This window comes from Halorubrum orientale (assembly GCF_059623105.1).
Genome location: NZ_JBSPSR010000008.1, coordinates 1 through 15669, shown reverse-complemented (window position 1 = coordinate 15669; position 15669 = coordinate 1). Strand labels below are relative to the sequence as shown.

Genomic DNA, 15669 nt, shown 5'->3' with positions numbered 1-15669 from the left:
TGCCAGTTATGTACGTCCGCGACGCCAAAAACCGTGACGAGGCGTGGTTGCTGGACGCCATCGATCGCGTCGGACTCGACGACGTCGCCTTCCGATCACGGGACTATGTGATCGCGGTGAACGAAGACTCCGGCGAGCGGGCCGGCTTCGGACGACTGCTCGTGCACAAAGCCGACGGTGAAGAGACAATCGAGCTCACCGGCATCGGCGTGGTGTCCGAGTGGCGCGGGCGCGGCGTCGGCGCACACGTGGTCGAACGACTCGTCGACACGGCTGCAGCCGAGGGGTTCGACACCGTCTACGTGCTCACCGACCAACCCGAGTACCTCGAGCAGTTCGGCTTCGAACGGGTCGCTCCGGGAACCCCTCTTCCGGCCGCTATTGAGGACCGACAGGCGGTAAAACGCGAGACTCTTGATGGAGACATCGTCCCACTCCAGCTTGCGACCGACGCGTTCGAGATGCCGAGGCGGCTTCGGGATGTGTTCAGAAATGCCGAACCCGGTAGCGACGCCTCTGGAGAGGCCGAATCCGAGGAGTCGGCTGAAGACTTCGGGATTGACCCGGAGACGGCGACGTACAAGTACGATACGGGTCGGTGAAGACTGGGCTGATATCGGTATCGGTGACTGGCCTCACCACGTCGACACCCGACCTCACCACTTATTTTTCGCCCCGACGATACACGAATATGGATTCGCTGGTCGAGGCCGCTCGTGACGCCCTCGCGGACGCGTACGTCCCGTACTCCGAGTATCGCGTCGGTGCCGCACTCCGGACCGCAGACGGAACCGTCTACACCGGCTGTAATATCGAGAACGCCAACTACTCTAACACCCTCCACGCTGAGGAGGTTGCAATAGCGCAGGCGGTGGCGGACGGGCACCGTGGCTTTGATCGGATCGCGGTCAGCTCCGGTGTTCGCGACGGCGTCACTCCGTGTGGAATGTGTCGACAGACGCTCGCGGAGTTCGCCGCCGACGACCTGGCCGTCGTCTGTGACGAAGGCGACGGCGCGGTCACGGCGTACACACTCGGCGACCTGCTACCGACGTCGATATCGGGGTCGACGCTCACAGAGGCGGCTGACGACCGATGACCGGTGACAGCGAAGACCCGAACGACGAGGTTCAGTACCACCTTGAGGTCGGCCCAGACGACGTCACCGATGCGGTGTTGTTACCTGGCAACCCCGGGCGCGTCGATACCATCACTGCGTTGTGGGACGATCACGAGTCGGTCGCACACCACCGGGAGTATCGCACCGCGACCGGACACTACGACGACGTCCCAATTTCGGTGACGTCGACGGGTATCGGGTCGCCGTCGGCTGCCATCGCCGTTGAGGAACTCGCTCGGGTTGGGGTTGACACGTTTATCCGGGTCGGGTCCTGTGGTGCGATCCAGCCGGAGATGGCCGTTGGCGACCTCGTCATCACGACCGGTGCGGTCAGACAGGAAGGGACGAGTGAGGAGTACGTGCGGGCGGATTATCCTGCCACGGCCGACGGTGAAGTCGTCTCGGCGCTCGTCGCCGCCGCCGAACGGCTGGGGTACGACTACCACACCGGTATCACGATGAGCGCCGACTCATTTTACGCCGGTCAGGGACGTCCTGGATTCGACGGATTCGAAGCAGCCGGATCGGACGAGTTGGTCAACGCACTGCAGGACGCGAATGTGAAGAACATCGAGATGGAGGCGTCGGCGATCTTGACGATCGCGAGCGTGTACGGCCTCAGAGCGGGCGCGGTCTGTTCTGTCTACGCTAATCGGATCACTGGCGAGTTCCGGACTGAGGGTGAGTCACATGCGGCCGAAACCGCAAGTCTCGCCGTGAAACTGCTCGCCCGAATGGACGAGATCAAACGCGAGGCCGGGGCGGCCCGCTGGCACGCGGGGCTGTCGATTTGAGCGTCTGTCGCTCATGACGACGGGTCGGTACCAGTGTCAGATCGGTGTCGGTACCGGTGTCAGATCGGTCTCGATATCGGTGTCGGCACCGGTGAGTCCGCGTTGAGGACGGCGCTGAACCCGTCAATCCTGTGAGCGCCTTTCAAAGCGTCTTTACCCGCGCACTGCGGACGACACAGTATGACTACACAGGTCGTTGTCGTCGGCTCCGGGTACGCCGGTGCCGGGGCTGTAAAAGCGTTCGAAGACGAGGTTGGTGCAGGCGAAGCCGAACTTACCTGGGTCTCCGAACACGACTACCACCTCGTCTTACACGAGGTCCACCGCGTGATACGCAACCCTGCAGTCGAATCGAAGCTCACAGTCCCAGTCGATGAAATCATGTCCGACCGGTCGACGTTCGTTGAGGGGCGGGTCGTGAATGTCGATACCGACGAACGCGCTGTCGAGACCGCAGATGGTGAGACGGTTCCATACGACTACCTCCTTCTCGCGGTCGGCTCAACGACGGCCTTCTTCGGGATCGACGGGCTCCAAACGCATGCCCGCCAGCTCAAGAGTCTCGCCGACGCCCAGGCCATCCACGAGGACGTCCGTGACGCGGCCGCCGAGGCCACCCGAAGCGATCCCGCTACGGTCGTCGTTGGAGGTGCCGGGCTATCCGGAATCCAGACCGCAGGCGAGGTCGCCGAGTATCGCGACATCCACCGCGCACCGATCGATATCGTGCTTGTGGAGGGACTCGACGAGATCTTCCCCGGGAACGACTCGGCGATCCAAGGTGCACTCAGACAACGACTCGAAGCAGCCGATGTCGAGATTCGGACTGGTGACTTCATTTCGAAGGCTGATGAGGACGCTGTCTACCTCGGCGGCGGTGACGACGAAGAGCCGACGGAGCTCCCGTACGACGTGCTCGTCTGGACCGGCGGCGTCACGGGCCAAGAGGAGCTCGAAGGCGTCTCGCTCGATAAAGACGAGCGCTCGAACCGCGTGTTTGCTGGCGCCGACTTCACCACGAGTGATGACCACGTCTTCGCCATCGGCGACACCGCGCTCATCGATCAGGGTGACGACAACGTCGCGCCGCCGACGGCGCAGGCCGCCTGGCAGGCCGCAGAGGTCGCCGGCGAGAACCTCGCGCGTGCAGCTCGCGGGGCGCCACTTCGAACGTGGACGCACGAGGACAAAGGAACCGTCATCTCCGTGGGCGAGAAAGCGGTCGCACACGACGTCGTGGGGATGCCAATCGACACTTTCGGGGGAACGCCCGCAAAGCTGCTGAAGAAGGCCATCGCCTCACGCTGGATCGCGAAGGTCTCCTCAACGGGCCGGGCCATCGGGGCCTTCGGTGATATGTAGCGGCCGACTGGCGATTATTCGAGTGGCCACCAGACCCACGGGCTCAATGGGAGCGGTTCAACTGCTACTCACCGATTCTGTGTCTCGAGTCGATACAGTCTGACAGCCGCGTCTCACCCGATTGCATCGGCTCCGAGAGCACAGACCACCTTAGCGGACACAATCGGTGGTCCGACGTGATGTGCGTATAGTCGACCGACTGCCGCCGGTTGGTCAGAAATAATCCAAGTCGGCCGGGTGGATGCGGTCGAGTGTATTCGACCGGGTGCGTTCACGCGAGTGGCTTCAGTGAGAAGGCTCGCCGGCCGGCGCGTGCATATCGTCGATCCGGAGGATCAACACGTTTGCGGTGTCGTCTTTGCCATCGACGGTGCCCTCGATGAGAAGCTTCGAGAGCGGCGTCGGGCCGACGGTCACCGAGTCGCCTTCGTGAAAGTCGCGGACGGAGCCCTGGACGTGGATCTCAGCGCGGCACAGCTCGGGGTGGTGCACACTCGAGAGGTCGATACCGTCGACGTTGACACCTTCTACTTCTTCAGTTTCGTGTTGAATCGGGACTCGGGCGGGCTCATCCATGCGCTGGATGTCGAGTGCTTCGTACGCGTTTGATGTCGGCTTATATCCTCCCTTCGGCCCGGGGACGCCCTCTACTAACTGAAGCGCCTTCAGGCTCTGCATCTGGTTGCGAATCGTACCGGGGTTTCGATCGACCTCCTCGGCTATCGCCTCGCCTTTGACGGCGTCTTCTTCTTCGCCGTAGAGGTTGATGAGCGCCGAGAGGATGCTTTTCTGACTGGACGTGAGCTCGATGGATGACATTGTCGGAATTACATGGCGGCCTGCAATAAATGCGATGGACATATCTTATAATATGGTTGTCAGACACGACCACGAGGAGTCTGCTGCGTATGACCTCTTGTCTGCCTTGCGGCAGTAGCTGTGGTTCCGCTTCGGGAAGTCTCACCGGCCGTACTCGCGTGCGACGTACCAGTATGCCGCCGGACTCGCGAGGGCAACAACGATGCCCATCACAGCGAGCACGAACCCCGCGCGGCCAATGGCGAGCGAGAGGCCAACACCCACTGCTGCGAGTAGCGCTCCAGTGAACGCGACCGCGATGGCCGCCCCTGCTGGCCCGATATCATCTGGGTCGATAGTTGGGCCATCGTCGCTGGACACACGAACAGTTCGAACGGGATCGAAAAAGCTCCCCCGATGCGACTCCTAGACGTTGGCTTCGGCGGTTGCACCCAACGCCTCGATCGTCTCGAAAAAATGCGGGAACGAGACGTCCACGTGCTCACCGCCTCGGATCGTCGTTGACTCCGTCGCAGCCAGTCCGGCGACCGCCAACGACATGACGATTCGGTGGTCGCCGCGTCCGTCAACCGTGGCCCCCTGGAGGGTGCTTTCGGAGCCGTGAATCGTGAGGGTGTCCGTCTCCTCTGTCGTCTCTGCACCGAGCCGCGTCAACTCTTCGGCCATTGCCGATACGCGGTCCGTCTCTTTGTACCGGACGTGCTCGCAGTTGACGATCCGCGTTTCACCGTCGGCGACCGCACCAAGTGCGGCGATCGTTGGGAGCAGGTCCGGCGTGTCGCCGACGTCGACCTCGACACCCTCCAGTGGTGATCGTTTAATCGTGATCACGCCCTCATCGCGATCCCAGTCGATGTGCGCGCCCATCCGCGCCGCGATGTCGATGATGGCGACGTCACCCTGTGCACTGGGGCGGGCCCCTTCGATTCGCACGGCACTATCGGGATCTGCGGCGACCGCACCCGCAGCAATCAAATACGAGATCGACGAAAAATCGCCAGGGACGTCGTACCGGCCGCCCGTCGGTCGGTACGACTGTCCGCCGGGCACGGAGAATCCGCCCGCGCCCGCCGCCGTCTCGCTTCCGACCGGAGTCGCTGTCACGCCGAACGCCTCGAGCAGCTCAAGGGTGATATCGACGTACGGTGCCGACTTGAGCTCCGTCGTTAACGAGATCTCGACGCCATCGTCGGTAACGGCACCGGCCATCAACAGCGCGGTGACGTACTGCGAGGATACGTCGCCCGGGAGCGAGACCTCCCCGCCAGTGAGCGTCCCACCGACGACAAGCGGTGCCTGACCGTTCGAGCGCGTTGATTTTGCGCGCACACCCAGTGTAGAGAGCGCATCGAGGAGTGGGCCCTGCGGCCGAGAGCGTAGTGAGGCATCACCGGTGAGCACCGTATCGCCGTCAGCGAGCGCAGCTGCTCCGGTCACGAGACGCATCGTCGTTCCTGAGTTGGCACAGTCGATGACGTCGTCTGGGACGGCCGGGCGCCCGTCAAACCCGACGACATCGACCGATTCGTGGCCCGTATCGATCGCGTCGAGAGAGGGACTGACCGTCCCGCCGAAGGCAGTTACCGCCCGGGCCGTCGCGCGTGTGTCTGCCGAGACGAGTGGCGAACCGACGGTGGCTCGATCGCTGTACCCGGCCGCCAATAGGGCGCGGTGGGTGTAGCTCTTCGACGGCGGTGCACGAGCCGTACCGGCTACCATCGACGGGGAAACGCGTACGTCCATACACAGTCTGCTCACCCCGAGAATAAGTTGCTACCGGAGGCGGTTGCGCAAAGTCACTCTCCTGAGAGGCAGGTCAACGATCATAGCTGTGAGAGACGTCACAACGTCGGCGGTTCGTCCCGACCGATGACGATTTCTTGTCCTTCGACATCCTCAAGTGCAGCAACACGACCGCCGATTTCAACGGGTCCGTCCTCGGTTTCGACGACAAGCGCTGCGACCTCTTCGGAGGATTCAAACTCGACGTCGAGTACCTGTCCGCTAACGGTGATTGTTTCGCCCGTTTCGATGTTGCGTCCGGCGACCGTCGCATAGAACGTCTCGTCACCGAACGTTCGAACGTCTTTGACCGCTCGGCGGATGGATGCGTATCGTCGCGGGAACGGTCGTGTCCCGTCATCGGTCGCGAGTGTCTCGGCGGTCGTCCACAGGACGGTTCCAAAGAAGCCAGAAACGAGAAAGCCCAGCGCAGATCGGTTGAATATCACGCCGTACCGCTCGCGGTCGTCACGCAACGCATCTTGGGTTGCGTACACGGAGTACTCCCCATCGCCCACAGCGAGGACGGGTGAAGTAATCCCTCGTCGCGCACGCGCGACCGTCGCTACCGTGAGGTAGTCGAACTCGTTGGGATCCGGTGCCTGAGAGGCAGGAGTGACGAGGAGCTCAACGCTGACGCCGGCGGCCACCTGCTGTGCGAGCGCTTCGTGAAATCGACGGAGAAGGTCGGGCGTTAGCGAGACGGCAAGCTCGTACTCGGCGCCGGTGATGACGTCTTCGAGGTAACGAAGGATCGTCGACCGAGATTTGACCAGCGAAACGGCCTCGGTTTCCCGGGTCGGCGCGGTGTACCGCGCGGCGAGTTCGTCAACCATCTCAGTGAATGAGGACCGAAGGCCGTCGAACGCGTCGTCCGGGTCCACCGCGACGACCTTCATCGGGCGAGATTCTCGGAGTTCGACGAGCCCGCGATCAGAGAGGCTCCGAACTGTGTCGTACACCCGCGGCTGTGGAATGTTCGTTCGATCGGCGATGTCACTTGCGGTCAACTCGCCGTGTTCTAACACTGCGAGGTACGCGTCGATCTCGTACTCGCCGAGGTTGAACCGGTCTCCGACACGATCGAGCGTCGTCCGGAGGTCGTCTGGCATACGTGATCTAACGAGCGCATTTGGTATAGCTTTTTACTATGAGTGAAGTTGCACGCAATTGTACACTTGGGTGTATTTGATTCGTGTTAAGCGGGGAGACAACGACCGCTAGGACAGCAGCCGGTGGAGCGACGACCGCTAGGACAGCAGCTGGTGGGACGGCGGCCTGGCGGACGACGATCAACAAGACCGTCAGCTGTGGCTCGGAAGAAACGCTTTTTCGCGTGGCCGTTGCCGTAGTCGTATGGTTCGATCGGCGGTGCCGTCACTCGTCGGCTGGGTTGAGGCGCTCGGGTCGATCCCTGGCGTGCGACTCCTTGTCGTCGCGCTCTCGATCGTGGTCGGAGCAGCCCTGTCTCGGGTCGTGGTCCGGCTCATTGGGCGACCCGTGGCGAGACAGTTCTCCCGCCAGAGTGTGGCACAGACGATCGTGCGCGGCGTCCGTCTTGGAACGGTCACGGCTGCGTTTCTCACCGGACTTTGGCTGGTGGGGTTCCGATTTACCGACCTCCTGATCGGGACGGCGGTTCTCTCGGCCATCATCGGGATCATCCTCGCACCGCTCGTGGGCAACTTCATCAATGGGTTGTTCATCCTCGCCGACCAGCCGTTCGAAATCGGCGACATGGTTGCGCTTGATGACGGTACGAAGGGGTTCGTCGACGACATCACGATTCGATACACCAAAATATTCACCCTCGATAATACGTTCCTCGTCGTGCCGAACGGCAACATTCGGGAGCGCGACGTTATAAACTACTCTGCCGAAGACGAGCGCACCCGTCGACGGATCGACGTCCTCGTCACCTACGAGAGCGATGTGACCGCTGCGCGCCGACTCATCGAGCGTGCTGCACGAGATTGTGAGGCCGTCATCGACGGTGGACCGGACATCCGGATCGGTGTTGCTCGGTACGTTGCAGGACCCGACTGTCGACTCCACGAGTTTGGAGACGATGGCATTTTGCTTTGCCTTCGTTACTGGGTCAAAAAGCCGTACAAGCTCGCTAAGGTCCAGTCGGAGGTGAACACGAACATCCGCGACCGACTCGCCAATGCTGACGTCGAGATGGCGTATCCACACCGGCACCTCGTTTTCGACGAGACGTCTGGTGTCGCCCGCGTTGACGCGAGTGGATCCGACACAGAAGCGTCGGACGAGAGAACAACAGACGATGGGACTGACACGGAGGCGACTACACTACCCACTACCGACTCGGACACGAGTGAGACGCCGAGGGTTGATTCGGGCGCAATCGACTCCAATGTCAACTCTGATGTCGACAGGGCTGTTGACACCGAAGAGTGATCGGCAACCGATCGTGAATCGCTGATAAAGATGTCAAGAGATAGATGCCAGTTTGCCAGTTTGCTGTCGGCCGGTGGTCTCGCCTCCCGTTCCAAGCGTTTGCAGTCAGTGACAGAACAATTTGATCGCCGACTCCTCACGAAGGAGACAGAAGGCAGAGCCATCGTTTTCTGGGATGGTCGTCGTCTCGGCTTGGGTGACGAACAGTCGGGCAAACGGTTCACCACAGGCTGGACACCGAGCCGCCCCACGGGAGCGCCAGAGACTCGTTGTTCCCGTGTCACGGAGGAGTTTCAGCGTGTGTCGATGCTCGTGGATGTCGAAGGCCATCATACGCTCGTGCAGCGATCGGTCTATATCAATCTCCGTGTTCGCGTATCAGTGCTGAGAGACGAAGCCGTCGTGTGCGGGAAAGCACCGGTGACGGACCGCTCACGCCGAGGGTGTAGCGTTGCCGAGGTGTGTCTCTGCTCGGTCGAGTGCATCTTGATTGTCGGTCGTGATGGCCGTGTGGATGGCTCGGGTCGCACGCACGAGTTCGTCGGCGGTGGCAGGGGCAACATCTCCCTGTAGTGCGATTATCTGCTTGGTTCGGTCGCGGAGTCGCTCACGGAGCCGATCAAGTTGTGTGCGCTGGGGACCCTCGCTTTTGTGGGGGCGAGATGCCAGTGCGGTGTCGGACTCGGTACGCCCGTGAGGAGAGTCGCTGGGCGCGTCCGTGCTGGCTGTCGACTCCATCAGATACGTGGTGAGCTCTTCTCGGTACGTCTCCACGGCGAGTGCGGTCGCCATCCCTCGTGCAGACTGCATCGATGACGGTACCTCGGCTGCGTGGGGCCGATCGCCGCTGTCGGTTCCGGCGAGTAAGGCGAGGAGGTATGTATGTTCACTGTCGGTGGGGTGACGGAGTCGATCGTAGACGTCGACCGCTTCGAGGAGTTCGCGCGCGGCGAGATACGGTGCGTCAAGTTCGGTGAGTTCACCAGCGTGAACAAATCCTCGCTTATGAACGTACGCTCGCAGGTCGCGTTTGAGCTCGGTAACCCCCTCACTCGGTAACGCAGTTGTCGCCTCACCGAAACGGTCCCGATGCTCGTGCAGATCAAGTGTGACGGGCGCGTCGGTGTGCGCCTCTCGGTCACCAGTCCCGACGCTGTGGAGACTACCGCACGTCGGGCACTCGATGCTTCCGGTCTCGAAGTACGACCAGCGACGCCCGCATTCGCGACACTCGCGTTCGCCCCGTATCCTCATTGGTCACCAAAGGCCGCTCACGGTGTAAAACGCTGCGGCTCGGGTGCTGGGCCGGGTTGTGTGTCGACTATCCAGTTGAGCAGTGAGTCAGTATTCGAGTTGAGCAGTGAGTCAGTATTCGAGTTGAGCAGTGAGTCAGTATTCGAGTTGAGTGGTGAGTCGGTGTTCAGGTAGGGTGGCGAGTCGGATTTCAAGCGTTCGGTGATGTTAGCGGACGTATGGTATTTTAGCAGAAACGAAGACCTGTCGCAGGGGGACGATCGTCGAACAGACGGTTCGACGCCTACGGATAGCTTTTTACTCTGTTCGCTAATTGGGGTAACCATGGGATTGGACGACGATGCGCGGGAGTATCACCGCGAGGACCCGCCGGGGAAGATCGAGATTTCGACGACGAAGCCGACGAACACACAGCGAGATCTCTCGCTGGCGTACTCGCCGGGGGTCGCAGCGCCGTGTCTAGATATCGCTGCGAATCCCGACCGAGTCTTCGAGTACACAGCGAAGGGGAACCTGGTTGCAGTTGTCTCGAACGGCTCCGCTGTGCTCGGGCTCGGCGACATTGGTGCGGCCGCCTCCAAGCCGGTGATGGAGGGAAAAGGGGTGTTATTCAAGCGATTTGCCGATATTGACGTCTTCGACGTGGAACTCGATATTGACGATGTTGAGCCGTTTTGTGACGCGGTGTCGGCCATGGAGCCGACATTCGGTGGAGTGAACCTTGAAGACATCAAAGCGCCCGAGTGTTTCGAAATCGAGACACGACTCCGTGAAGAAATGGACGTGCCGGTGTTCCACGACGACCAACACGGCACGGCGATCATCTCCGGTGCTGCACTCATCAACGCGGCGGATATTGTTGACAAAGAATTCGAAGACCTCCAAATCGTCTTTTCGGGTGCGGGTGCCTCGGCGATCGCCACCGCCCGATTTTACGTGTCGCTCGGTGCGAAACGCGAGAATATCACGATGTGTGACTCATCGGGCATCATCACGGAATCCCGCGCGGTCGCTGGTGACGTCAACGAGTACAAACAAGAGTTCGCAAGTACGGCCGACGACGGCGGCCTCGCTGACGCACTCGACGGAGCCGACGTCTTCGTCGGCCTCTCTGTCGGTGGGATTGTCTCTCAAGAAATGGTTCGCTCGATGGCGGACGACCCGATCCTGTTCGCGATGGCGAATCCAGACCCGGAGATCACGTACGAGGATTCGAAGGCCGCACGCGACGACACGGTGATTATGGCTACCGGACGGTCTGATTACCCCAACATGGTGAACAACGTGCTCGGCTTCCCGTTCTTGTTCCGGGGTGCACTCGACGTTCGCGCCACGGAGATCAACGAAGAAATGAAGCGGGCCGCCGCGAGGGCGCTAGCACAGCTGGCGCGAAAAGACGTGCCCGACGCGGTCGTCAAAGCGTACGGAGACGATCCGCTACAGTTCGGTCCGGAGTACGTCATCCCGAAGCCGCTGGATCCGCGGGTGTTGTTCGAAGTTGCGCCGGCCGTCGCGCAGGCGGCGATGGACTCTGGATCTGCTCGCACAGCCGTCAACGTTGAGCGCTATCGCGAGCGGCTTGAGGCGCGTCTCGGAAAGTCGCGCGAGATGATGCGGGTCGTGTTGAATAAGGCGAAGAACGACCCGAAGCGGATCGCCCTTGCCGAGGGGACAGACGAGAAGATGATCCGAGCTGCCTATCAGCTCACCGAACAGGGAATAGCCGAGCCCGTGTTGCTTGGTGGCAGCGATGAGATCGCTCGGACGGCTGCCGAGCTCGGTCTCTCGTTTCAGCCGGAGATCGTTGACCCTGCCGAGCGCGATGTTTCCGCATACGGTGATAGACTCTACGAGCTACGAAAGCGGAAGGGAATCACTCAGCGTGAGGCAACTGAACTCGTTCGCCGAGATACGAATTACCTCGGGAGCGTGATGGTGAAGACTGGCGATGCAGACGCAATGTTGACCGGACTCACTCATCACTATCCATCGGCACTTCGCCCGCCGCTTCGGGTGATCGGGTCGGCAGCCGACACCGACACCGTTGCCGGTGTGTATCTCTTGACGTTCAAGAACCGCGTCGTGTTCTGTGCAGACACGACAGTGAATCAGGACCCGGACAGCGAGACACTTGCAGAGATAACGCGTCACACGGCCGAGCTCGCCCGCCGGTTCAATGTTGAACCACGGGCGGCCGTGCTCTCGTACTCGAACTTCGGGAGCGTCGACAATGCGGGCACACGAAAGCCACGCAAGGCCGTCGATCTACTTCACGAGGACGGCGAGGTTGACTTCCCCGTTGATGGAGAGATGCAGGCTGATACGGCGGTTGTTGATGAGATTCTTGAGGGGACCTACGAGTTCTCCGAGCTTGACGAGGCCGCAAACGTGCTGGTGTTCCCCAACCTCGAGGCGGGCAACATTGGGTACAAGCTGCTTCAGCGGCTCGGTGGTGCTGAGGCCATCGGCCCGATGCTCGTCGGTATGGACGAGCCTGTTCACGTGCTTCAGCGCGGCGACGAGGTGAAAGATATCGTCAATCTTGCCAGCGTTGCCGTCGTTGATGCACAGGAGTAAGTGAGCGATTGTTTGAGCGGCGTCCCGAGATTCAGGAGCCATATTTTGAGCCGATAGATACCGGAATCCTGGGTACTATATGGGAACGAGAGGTATGATCATGGAGGAAGTGATTGAGCGGCTATCGGCTGGCTAGGATACTGGAAGGGATACTAAACCGAGTGTCGGGCTCCATCCCAACTTACCGAGTCAGGGGACTCGTCCTCACGACTAGTTCACACTGGTTTCGATTTAGTTTTTGTTGCTCTTGACTATTATTTAGTCGGGTCCTCGACCAGTGTGTGGTCAAACGTGGTGGGTCGTTCTGTAGGGCAGTTGAATTGAGAGAGACACACACCGTGTTTCCGGTGAAACGGTGTTGTGGAGGTGGGCTGGAGGTGGGCTGGTGGTGGGTAAGTGGAGTCTGTATCTCTTTGACGGACATACTGATACCAACCGTATTATATAGTTATACTGAGTATAAACCACTAAACTAATTGCTTAGATGGATTTCTTGCTGTTGCAGATTTTAGTGTTTCACCGGAAACACACCTAAACCGTCTGTAATCAGCACCAGTACATGTGACTAGTGCTAGGCTTGTGACTAGTGTCAATATATGGATGCAGGAACGCTGTGAGCGGCTTTTGAGGTTTTTCTAGGATTGCACTGATAGCGTGGCTATGTGCATGTTAGAACAGTGCTGAAGAACCGATTGATGGCGGATTCGACCAGTGGCATCGATTTTTTTCAGTGACACCTCGTTTCCGGTGACACCTCATCTCCAGTGATACGGGCTCATGATCACTCTCTGTTGCGCACGCGTAGTCGAATTTTTGTGCTTATGTGCAGTATATCACCAGCCTGCGCTCACGCGTCAGTGCAAGCGAAGTGAATGTGACTCTGCAACGCATGGGTACCACTTTCGGCCACACTCTCTACAGTTGATTCAGCACGAATACGCTGGCGTATGTGGTGCAACTACCACGACCGCGCGACACCGGACACCACTTGGGCCACGCCCTCCCCAACCGATTCGCGAGTCGCCGGCGGCGACTCGCTCATCCCTCGCACGCGCTCGCAAGCCCGCCTCCGACGAGCTCGCGAGGCGCGCGCCACCACACCACCTTTCTCGGGGTGTATGGATATTCACTTCCTCACTCCACATCACTTCCTCACTCCACATCACTTCCTCACTCCACATCACTTCCTCACTCCACTCCACCGTCTCACCCATTTCACCGGAAACCCGGTGTGTGTGTCTAGCACCGTCTATCGACACCGTGGTACCCGACCGATGACCCACAGACAACTCACCTACTGTATCTGCTTCCCTTGGCAGCCACCAGCTGGACCACCCCTCCGACAAAACAGAACGCATTTCACCGGAAACCCGGTGTCTCAGACATGAACACTGCGGACGACCTCTTCACTAGAGAGGACCCCATATTTGCCAACAAGGAACTCCTCGAGATCAGTCACCTACCGGGTGAAGGCCGCATCGTCGGGCGTGATGACGAGATCTCCGAACTCGCGACCGCGGTGAACCCGGCTATCTTCGGCCAGAGCCCGAGCAACGTCCTCCTGTATGGAAAAACTGGCACCGGCAAATCACTCTGTGCGAAGTACGTCTCTCGACGACTTGTCTCCACGGCCGGTGAAGAGGGTGTCACCGCCACCTTCGCTTACGTCGACTGTGCGCAGGATACCACGGAGACGCAGGCGGTCCAGACCATCGCCTCAGGTGTTAACGATCCCGACGCGACCGGTATCAACATCCCAGACAAGGGGCTTTCCACGTCGACGTACTACAAACGACTCTGGCGTATCCTTGACAAGCAGTACGACGTCGTACTGATAATCCTTGATGAGATCGACAAGCTCGATGATGATGCGATCTTGATGCAGCTGTCTCGCGCCGGCGAAGCCGGGAAGATCACCGAATGTAAGCTCGGTGTCGTCGGTATCAGCAACAAGATTCAGTACAAAGACCGAATGGATGAGCGAGTAAAATCCAGTCTTTGTGAGCGTGAGTTTGTTTTTCCCCCGTATGATGCGGACCAGCTCAGGGCGATCATGCAAGCCCGGTCAGACGCGTTTCACCAAGACGTGCTCGCCGCGTCGACAATCCCTCGTGCGGCCGCCGTCGCCGCGCGTGAACACGGTGACGCCCGGAAGGCGATAGACATTCTGCGATACGCAGGAGAGATCGCACAGGCAAACGGCGAACCAACCGTGCGCGAGGCCTTTGTCACCCAAGCACGCGAGCGCGCTGAAACCGACCGGTTCCGTGAGCTCATTCGAGGGTCGACGCCACATTCGCGATACGTTCTTCAAGCGCTCGCGTTGCTTTCGCTCTCTGCTGACCGCCAAGATGGATTCCGTACCAGTCGCGTGTACGAGGTGTACGAAAACATTTGTCGACAAGAGGGATCTGACACGCTCTCGTTACGACGCGTCAGAGACCTACTCAAAGAACACGCGTTTCTCGACATCATCGAACAGTCGAAACACAGCGGAGGCAGTGCAGAAGGAAGCTACACGAACCATCAGCTACTCGAAGATCCGACAGTGGTCAAAGAGGTACTCGTCGAAGACGCAGCGATCACGTAGTCTCTACGGTTGGTACTGGGCCTCACCCGAGGAGTCCAAGCCCCTCTATCCGTTCGACAATCTCCTCTACGGCACCTTCGGCGTCATCGGTTCGCTTCCCGCCGGTGATGACGATCTTCCCACTCCCGAACAAGAGAATCACGACCTCTGGCTCGTCCATTCGGTAGACCAGTCCTGGGAACTGCTCGGGTTCGTACTCGACGTCCTCTAAGCCGAGCCCTATCGCGAGTGCGTTGAGGTTGAGGTTGTGACCAAGGTCTGCACTCGAGACAATGTTCTGGACCGTTATTTCCGGATCGTCTTCGACTGGGATCTGGAGGCCGCGAAGCTTCTCGAAGATGATCCCCAGCGCCTCGTGGACGTCGTCAATGCTCTTTGCGCCCGTACAGACGATTTTTCCCGACCGGAAGATGAGTGCCGCCGCCTTCGGCTCTTGGGTTCGGTAGACTAGGCCAGGAAAGTTGTCGGGGTTGAAATCAGCACCGGGAAGATCCTCTGCCAGTGCTTCCAAATCCAACTCCTGTCCGATTCCCGTCGATGCAACCACGTTCTGAATCTCGATAGAGTCTGCGGGGTTCGTCATCGTTCGCTTTTATATGTGTCCCCCTACCTTATAAACGCCCGTGGTATAAACGGGGTCAATCGAACTACAGTTGTGCCTGACCACGCCGCTCAACTACCGTGCGTTGAGCCCGCCGCTTGAGACGTCACGAGTCAAACTTTGCTGTACCGCCGCGAGCGCACACATGACGATTATGCCTACCTCTTACTCCCTCTGTCTGGCCGAGTACTTCGCTTGTTGAGCCTATGACTCACTTTTTACCGGCCAATCAGGGTGTCATAGAACAGTTCACATACCAAAGAGCAGGGTGAACGCTGAGGTGGAATGAGTTCAGCGACCCTGCAGGATGATCCTTCGGTAGAATCGTTCTTCAATGTCGTGGAAACGG

General features: G+C 59.8%; 14 protein-coding genes. 7 read left to right on the top strand and 7 right to left on the bottom strand.

Annotated features, from left to right (window positions below):
- Positions 1-8 precede the first annotated feature (8 nt).
- The 4 genes from ACWUI7_RS09975 (at position 9) to ACWUI7_RS09960 (ending at position 3276) form a co-directional block, all read left to right on the top strand.
- Complete coding sequence (locus ACWUI7_RS09975; RefSeq protein WP_496642076.1) at positions 9-602, top strand: GNAT family N-acetyltransferase; 594 nt, start codon at positions 9-11, stop codon at positions 600-602.
- An 89-nt stretch (positions 603-691) separates the two neighbouring features.
- Positions 692-1099, top strand: a complete 408-nt coding sequence (gene cdd / locus ACWUI7_RS09970) for a cytidine deaminase (RefSeq protein WP_496642075.1) — start codon at positions 692-694, stop codon at positions 1097-1099.
- Positions 1096-1914 carry a nucleoside phosphorylase gene (locus tag ACWUI7_RS09965; protein ID WP_496642074.1) on the top strand — a complete coding sequence of 273 codons (819 nt, stop codon included), beginning with the start codon at positions 1096-1098 and terminating at the stop codon, positions 1912-1914. Before cdd ends, ACWUI7_RS09965 begins: the two co-directional genes overlap by 4 nt.
- A 180-nt stretch (positions 1915-2094) precedes the next feature.
- On the top strand, positions 2095-3276 hold the full coding sequence (locus tag ACWUI7_RS09960) for an NAD(P)/FAD-dependent oxidoreductase (RefSeq protein ID WP_496642073.1): 1182 nt from the start codon (positions 2095-2097) through the stop codon (positions 3274-3276).
- A gap of 285 nt (positions 3277-3561) precedes the next feature.
- Here the strand turns inward: ACWUI7_RS09960 and ACWUI7_RS09955 are convergent, their stop codons facing one another.
- The 4 genes from ACWUI7_RS09955 to trmB form a co-directional block, all read right to left on the bottom strand.
- Positions 3562-4095, bottom strand: a complete 534-nt coding sequence (locus ACWUI7_RS09955; protein WP_496642072.1) for an Rrf2 family transcriptional regulator — start codon at positions 4093-4095, stop codon at positions 3562-3564.
- 141 nt (positions 4096-4236) lie between these two features.
- Complete coding sequence (locus ACWUI7_RS09950) at positions 4237-4455, bottom strand: hypothetical protein (protein WP_496642071.1); 219 nt, start codon at positions 4453-4455, stop codon at positions 4237-4239.
- Positions 4456-4500: 45 nt separating this feature from the next.
- Positions 4501-5838, bottom strand: coding sequence for a 3-phosphoshikimate 1-carboxyvinyltransferase (gene aroA / locus ACWUI7_RS09945; RefSeq protein ID WP_496642070.1), 1338 nt, complete (start codon positions 5836-5838; stop codon positions 4501-4503).
- 98 nt (positions 5839-5936) lie between these two features.
- On the bottom strand, positions 5937-6989 hold the full coding sequence (gene trmB, locus ACWUI7_RS09940; protein ID WP_496642069.1) for an HTH-type sugar sensing transcriptional regulator TrmB: 1053 nt from the start codon (positions 6987-6989) through the stop codon (positions 5937-5939).
- 244 nt (positions 6990-7233) lie between these two features.
- Here trmB and ACWUI7_RS09935 point away from each other — a divergent pair, with 244 nt between their 5' ends.
- Positions 7234-8298, top strand: coding sequence for a mechanosensitive ion channel family protein (locus ACWUI7_RS09935; protein ID WP_496642068.1), 1065 nt, complete (start codon positions 7234-7236; stop codon positions 8296-8298).
- A gap of 105 nt (positions 8299-8403) precedes the next feature.
- On the opposite strand, the gene ACWUI7_RS09930 is transcribed toward ACWUI7_RS09935, so the two are convergent.
- Positions 8404-8631 (bottom strand): DUF7385 family protein, encoded by a 228-nt coding sequence (locus ACWUI7_RS09930; protein ID WP_496642067.1) that lies wholly within the window; start codon positions 8629-8631, stop codon positions 8404-8406.
- Positions 8632-8730: 99 nt separating this feature from the next.
- On the bottom strand, positions 8731-9552 hold the full coding sequence (locus ACWUI7_RS09925) for a DUF7117 family protein (protein WP_496642066.1): 822 nt from the start codon (positions 9550-9552) through the stop codon (positions 8731-8733).
- Between the two features lie 324 nt (positions 9553-9876).
- Between ACWUI7_RS09925 and ACWUI7_RS09920 the strand changes: the two genes are divergently transcribed.
- Positions 9877-12129: an NADP-dependent malic enzyme gene (locus tag ACWUI7_RS09920; RefSeq protein WP_496642065.1), complete on the top strand. Its 2253-nt coding sequence runs from the start codon at positions 9877-9879 to the stop codon at positions 12127-12129.
- A gap of 1384 nt (positions 12130-13513) precedes the next feature.
- A complete protein-coding gene (locus ACWUI7_RS09915; RefSeq protein ID WP_496642064.1) occupies positions 13514-14719 on the top strand; it encodes a Cdc6/Cdc18 family protein in 1206 nt (401 codons plus the stop codon).
- A 22-nt stretch (positions 14720-14741) separates the two neighbouring features.
- On the opposite strand, the gene ACWUI7_RS09910 is transcribed toward ACWUI7_RS09915, so the two are convergent.
- Complete coding sequence (locus tag ACWUI7_RS09910) at positions 14742-15302, bottom strand: TATA-box-binding protein (RefSeq protein WP_435162250.1); 561 nt, start codon at positions 15300-15302, stop codon at positions 14742-14744.
- Positions 15303-15669: the final 367 nt, after the last annotated feature.

Excerpts from the sequence above, each read along its gene's own strand:
- ACWUI7_RS09925 (WP_496642066.1), bottom strand. The coding sequence starts at position 9,552 with ATGAGGATACGGGGCGAACGCGAGTGTCGCGAATGCGGGCGTCGCTGG.
- aroA (WP_496642070.1), bottom strand. The coding sequence starts at position 5,838 with ATGGACGTACGCGTTTCCCCGTCGATGGTAGCCGGTACGGCTCGTGCA.
- trmB (WP_496642069.1), bottom strand. The coding sequence starts at position 6,989 with ATGCCAGACGACCTCCGGACGACGCTCGATCGTGTCGGAGACCGGTTC.
- cdd (WP_496642075.1), top strand. The coding sequence starts at position 692 with ATGGATTCGCTGGTCGAGGCCGCTCGTGACGCCCTCGCGGACGCGTAC.
- ACWUI7_RS09915 (WP_496642064.1), top strand. The coding sequence starts at position 13,514 with ATGAACACTGCGGACGACCTCTTCACTAGAGAGGACCCCATATTTGCC.
- ACWUI7_RS09965 (WP_496642074.1), top strand. The coding sequence starts at position 1,096 with ATGACCGGTGACAGCGAAGACCCGAACGACGAGGTTCAGTACCACCTT.
- ACWUI7_RS09910 (WP_435162250.1), bottom strand. The coding sequence starts at position 15,302 with ATGACGAACCCCGCAGACTCTATCGAGATTCAGAACGTGGTTGCATCG.
- ACWUI7_RS09920 (WP_496642065.1), top strand. The coding sequence starts at position 9,877 with ATGGGATTGGACGACGATGCGCGGGAGTATCACCGCGAGGACCCGCCG.
- ACWUI7_RS09930 (WP_496642067.1), bottom strand. The coding sequence starts at position 8,631 with ATGATGGCCTTCGACATCCACGAGCATCGACACACGCTGAAACTCCTC.
- ACWUI7_RS09935 (WP_496642068.1), top strand. The coding sequence starts at position 7,234 with ATGGTTCGATCGGCGGTGCCGTCACTCGTCGGCTGGGTTGAGGCGCTC.
- ACWUI7_RS09975 (WP_496642076.1), top strand. The coding sequence starts at position 9 with ATGTACGTCCGCGACGCCAAAAACCGTGACGAGGCGTGGTTGCTGGAC.
- ACWUI7_RS09955 (WP_496642072.1), bottom strand. The coding sequence starts at position 4,095 with ATGTCATCCATCGAGCTCACGTCCAGTCAGAAAAGCATCCTCTCGGCG.
- ACWUI7_RS09960 (WP_496642073.1), top strand. The coding sequence starts at position 2,095 with ATGACTACACAGGTCGTTGTCGTCGGCTCCGGGTACGCCGGTGCCGGG.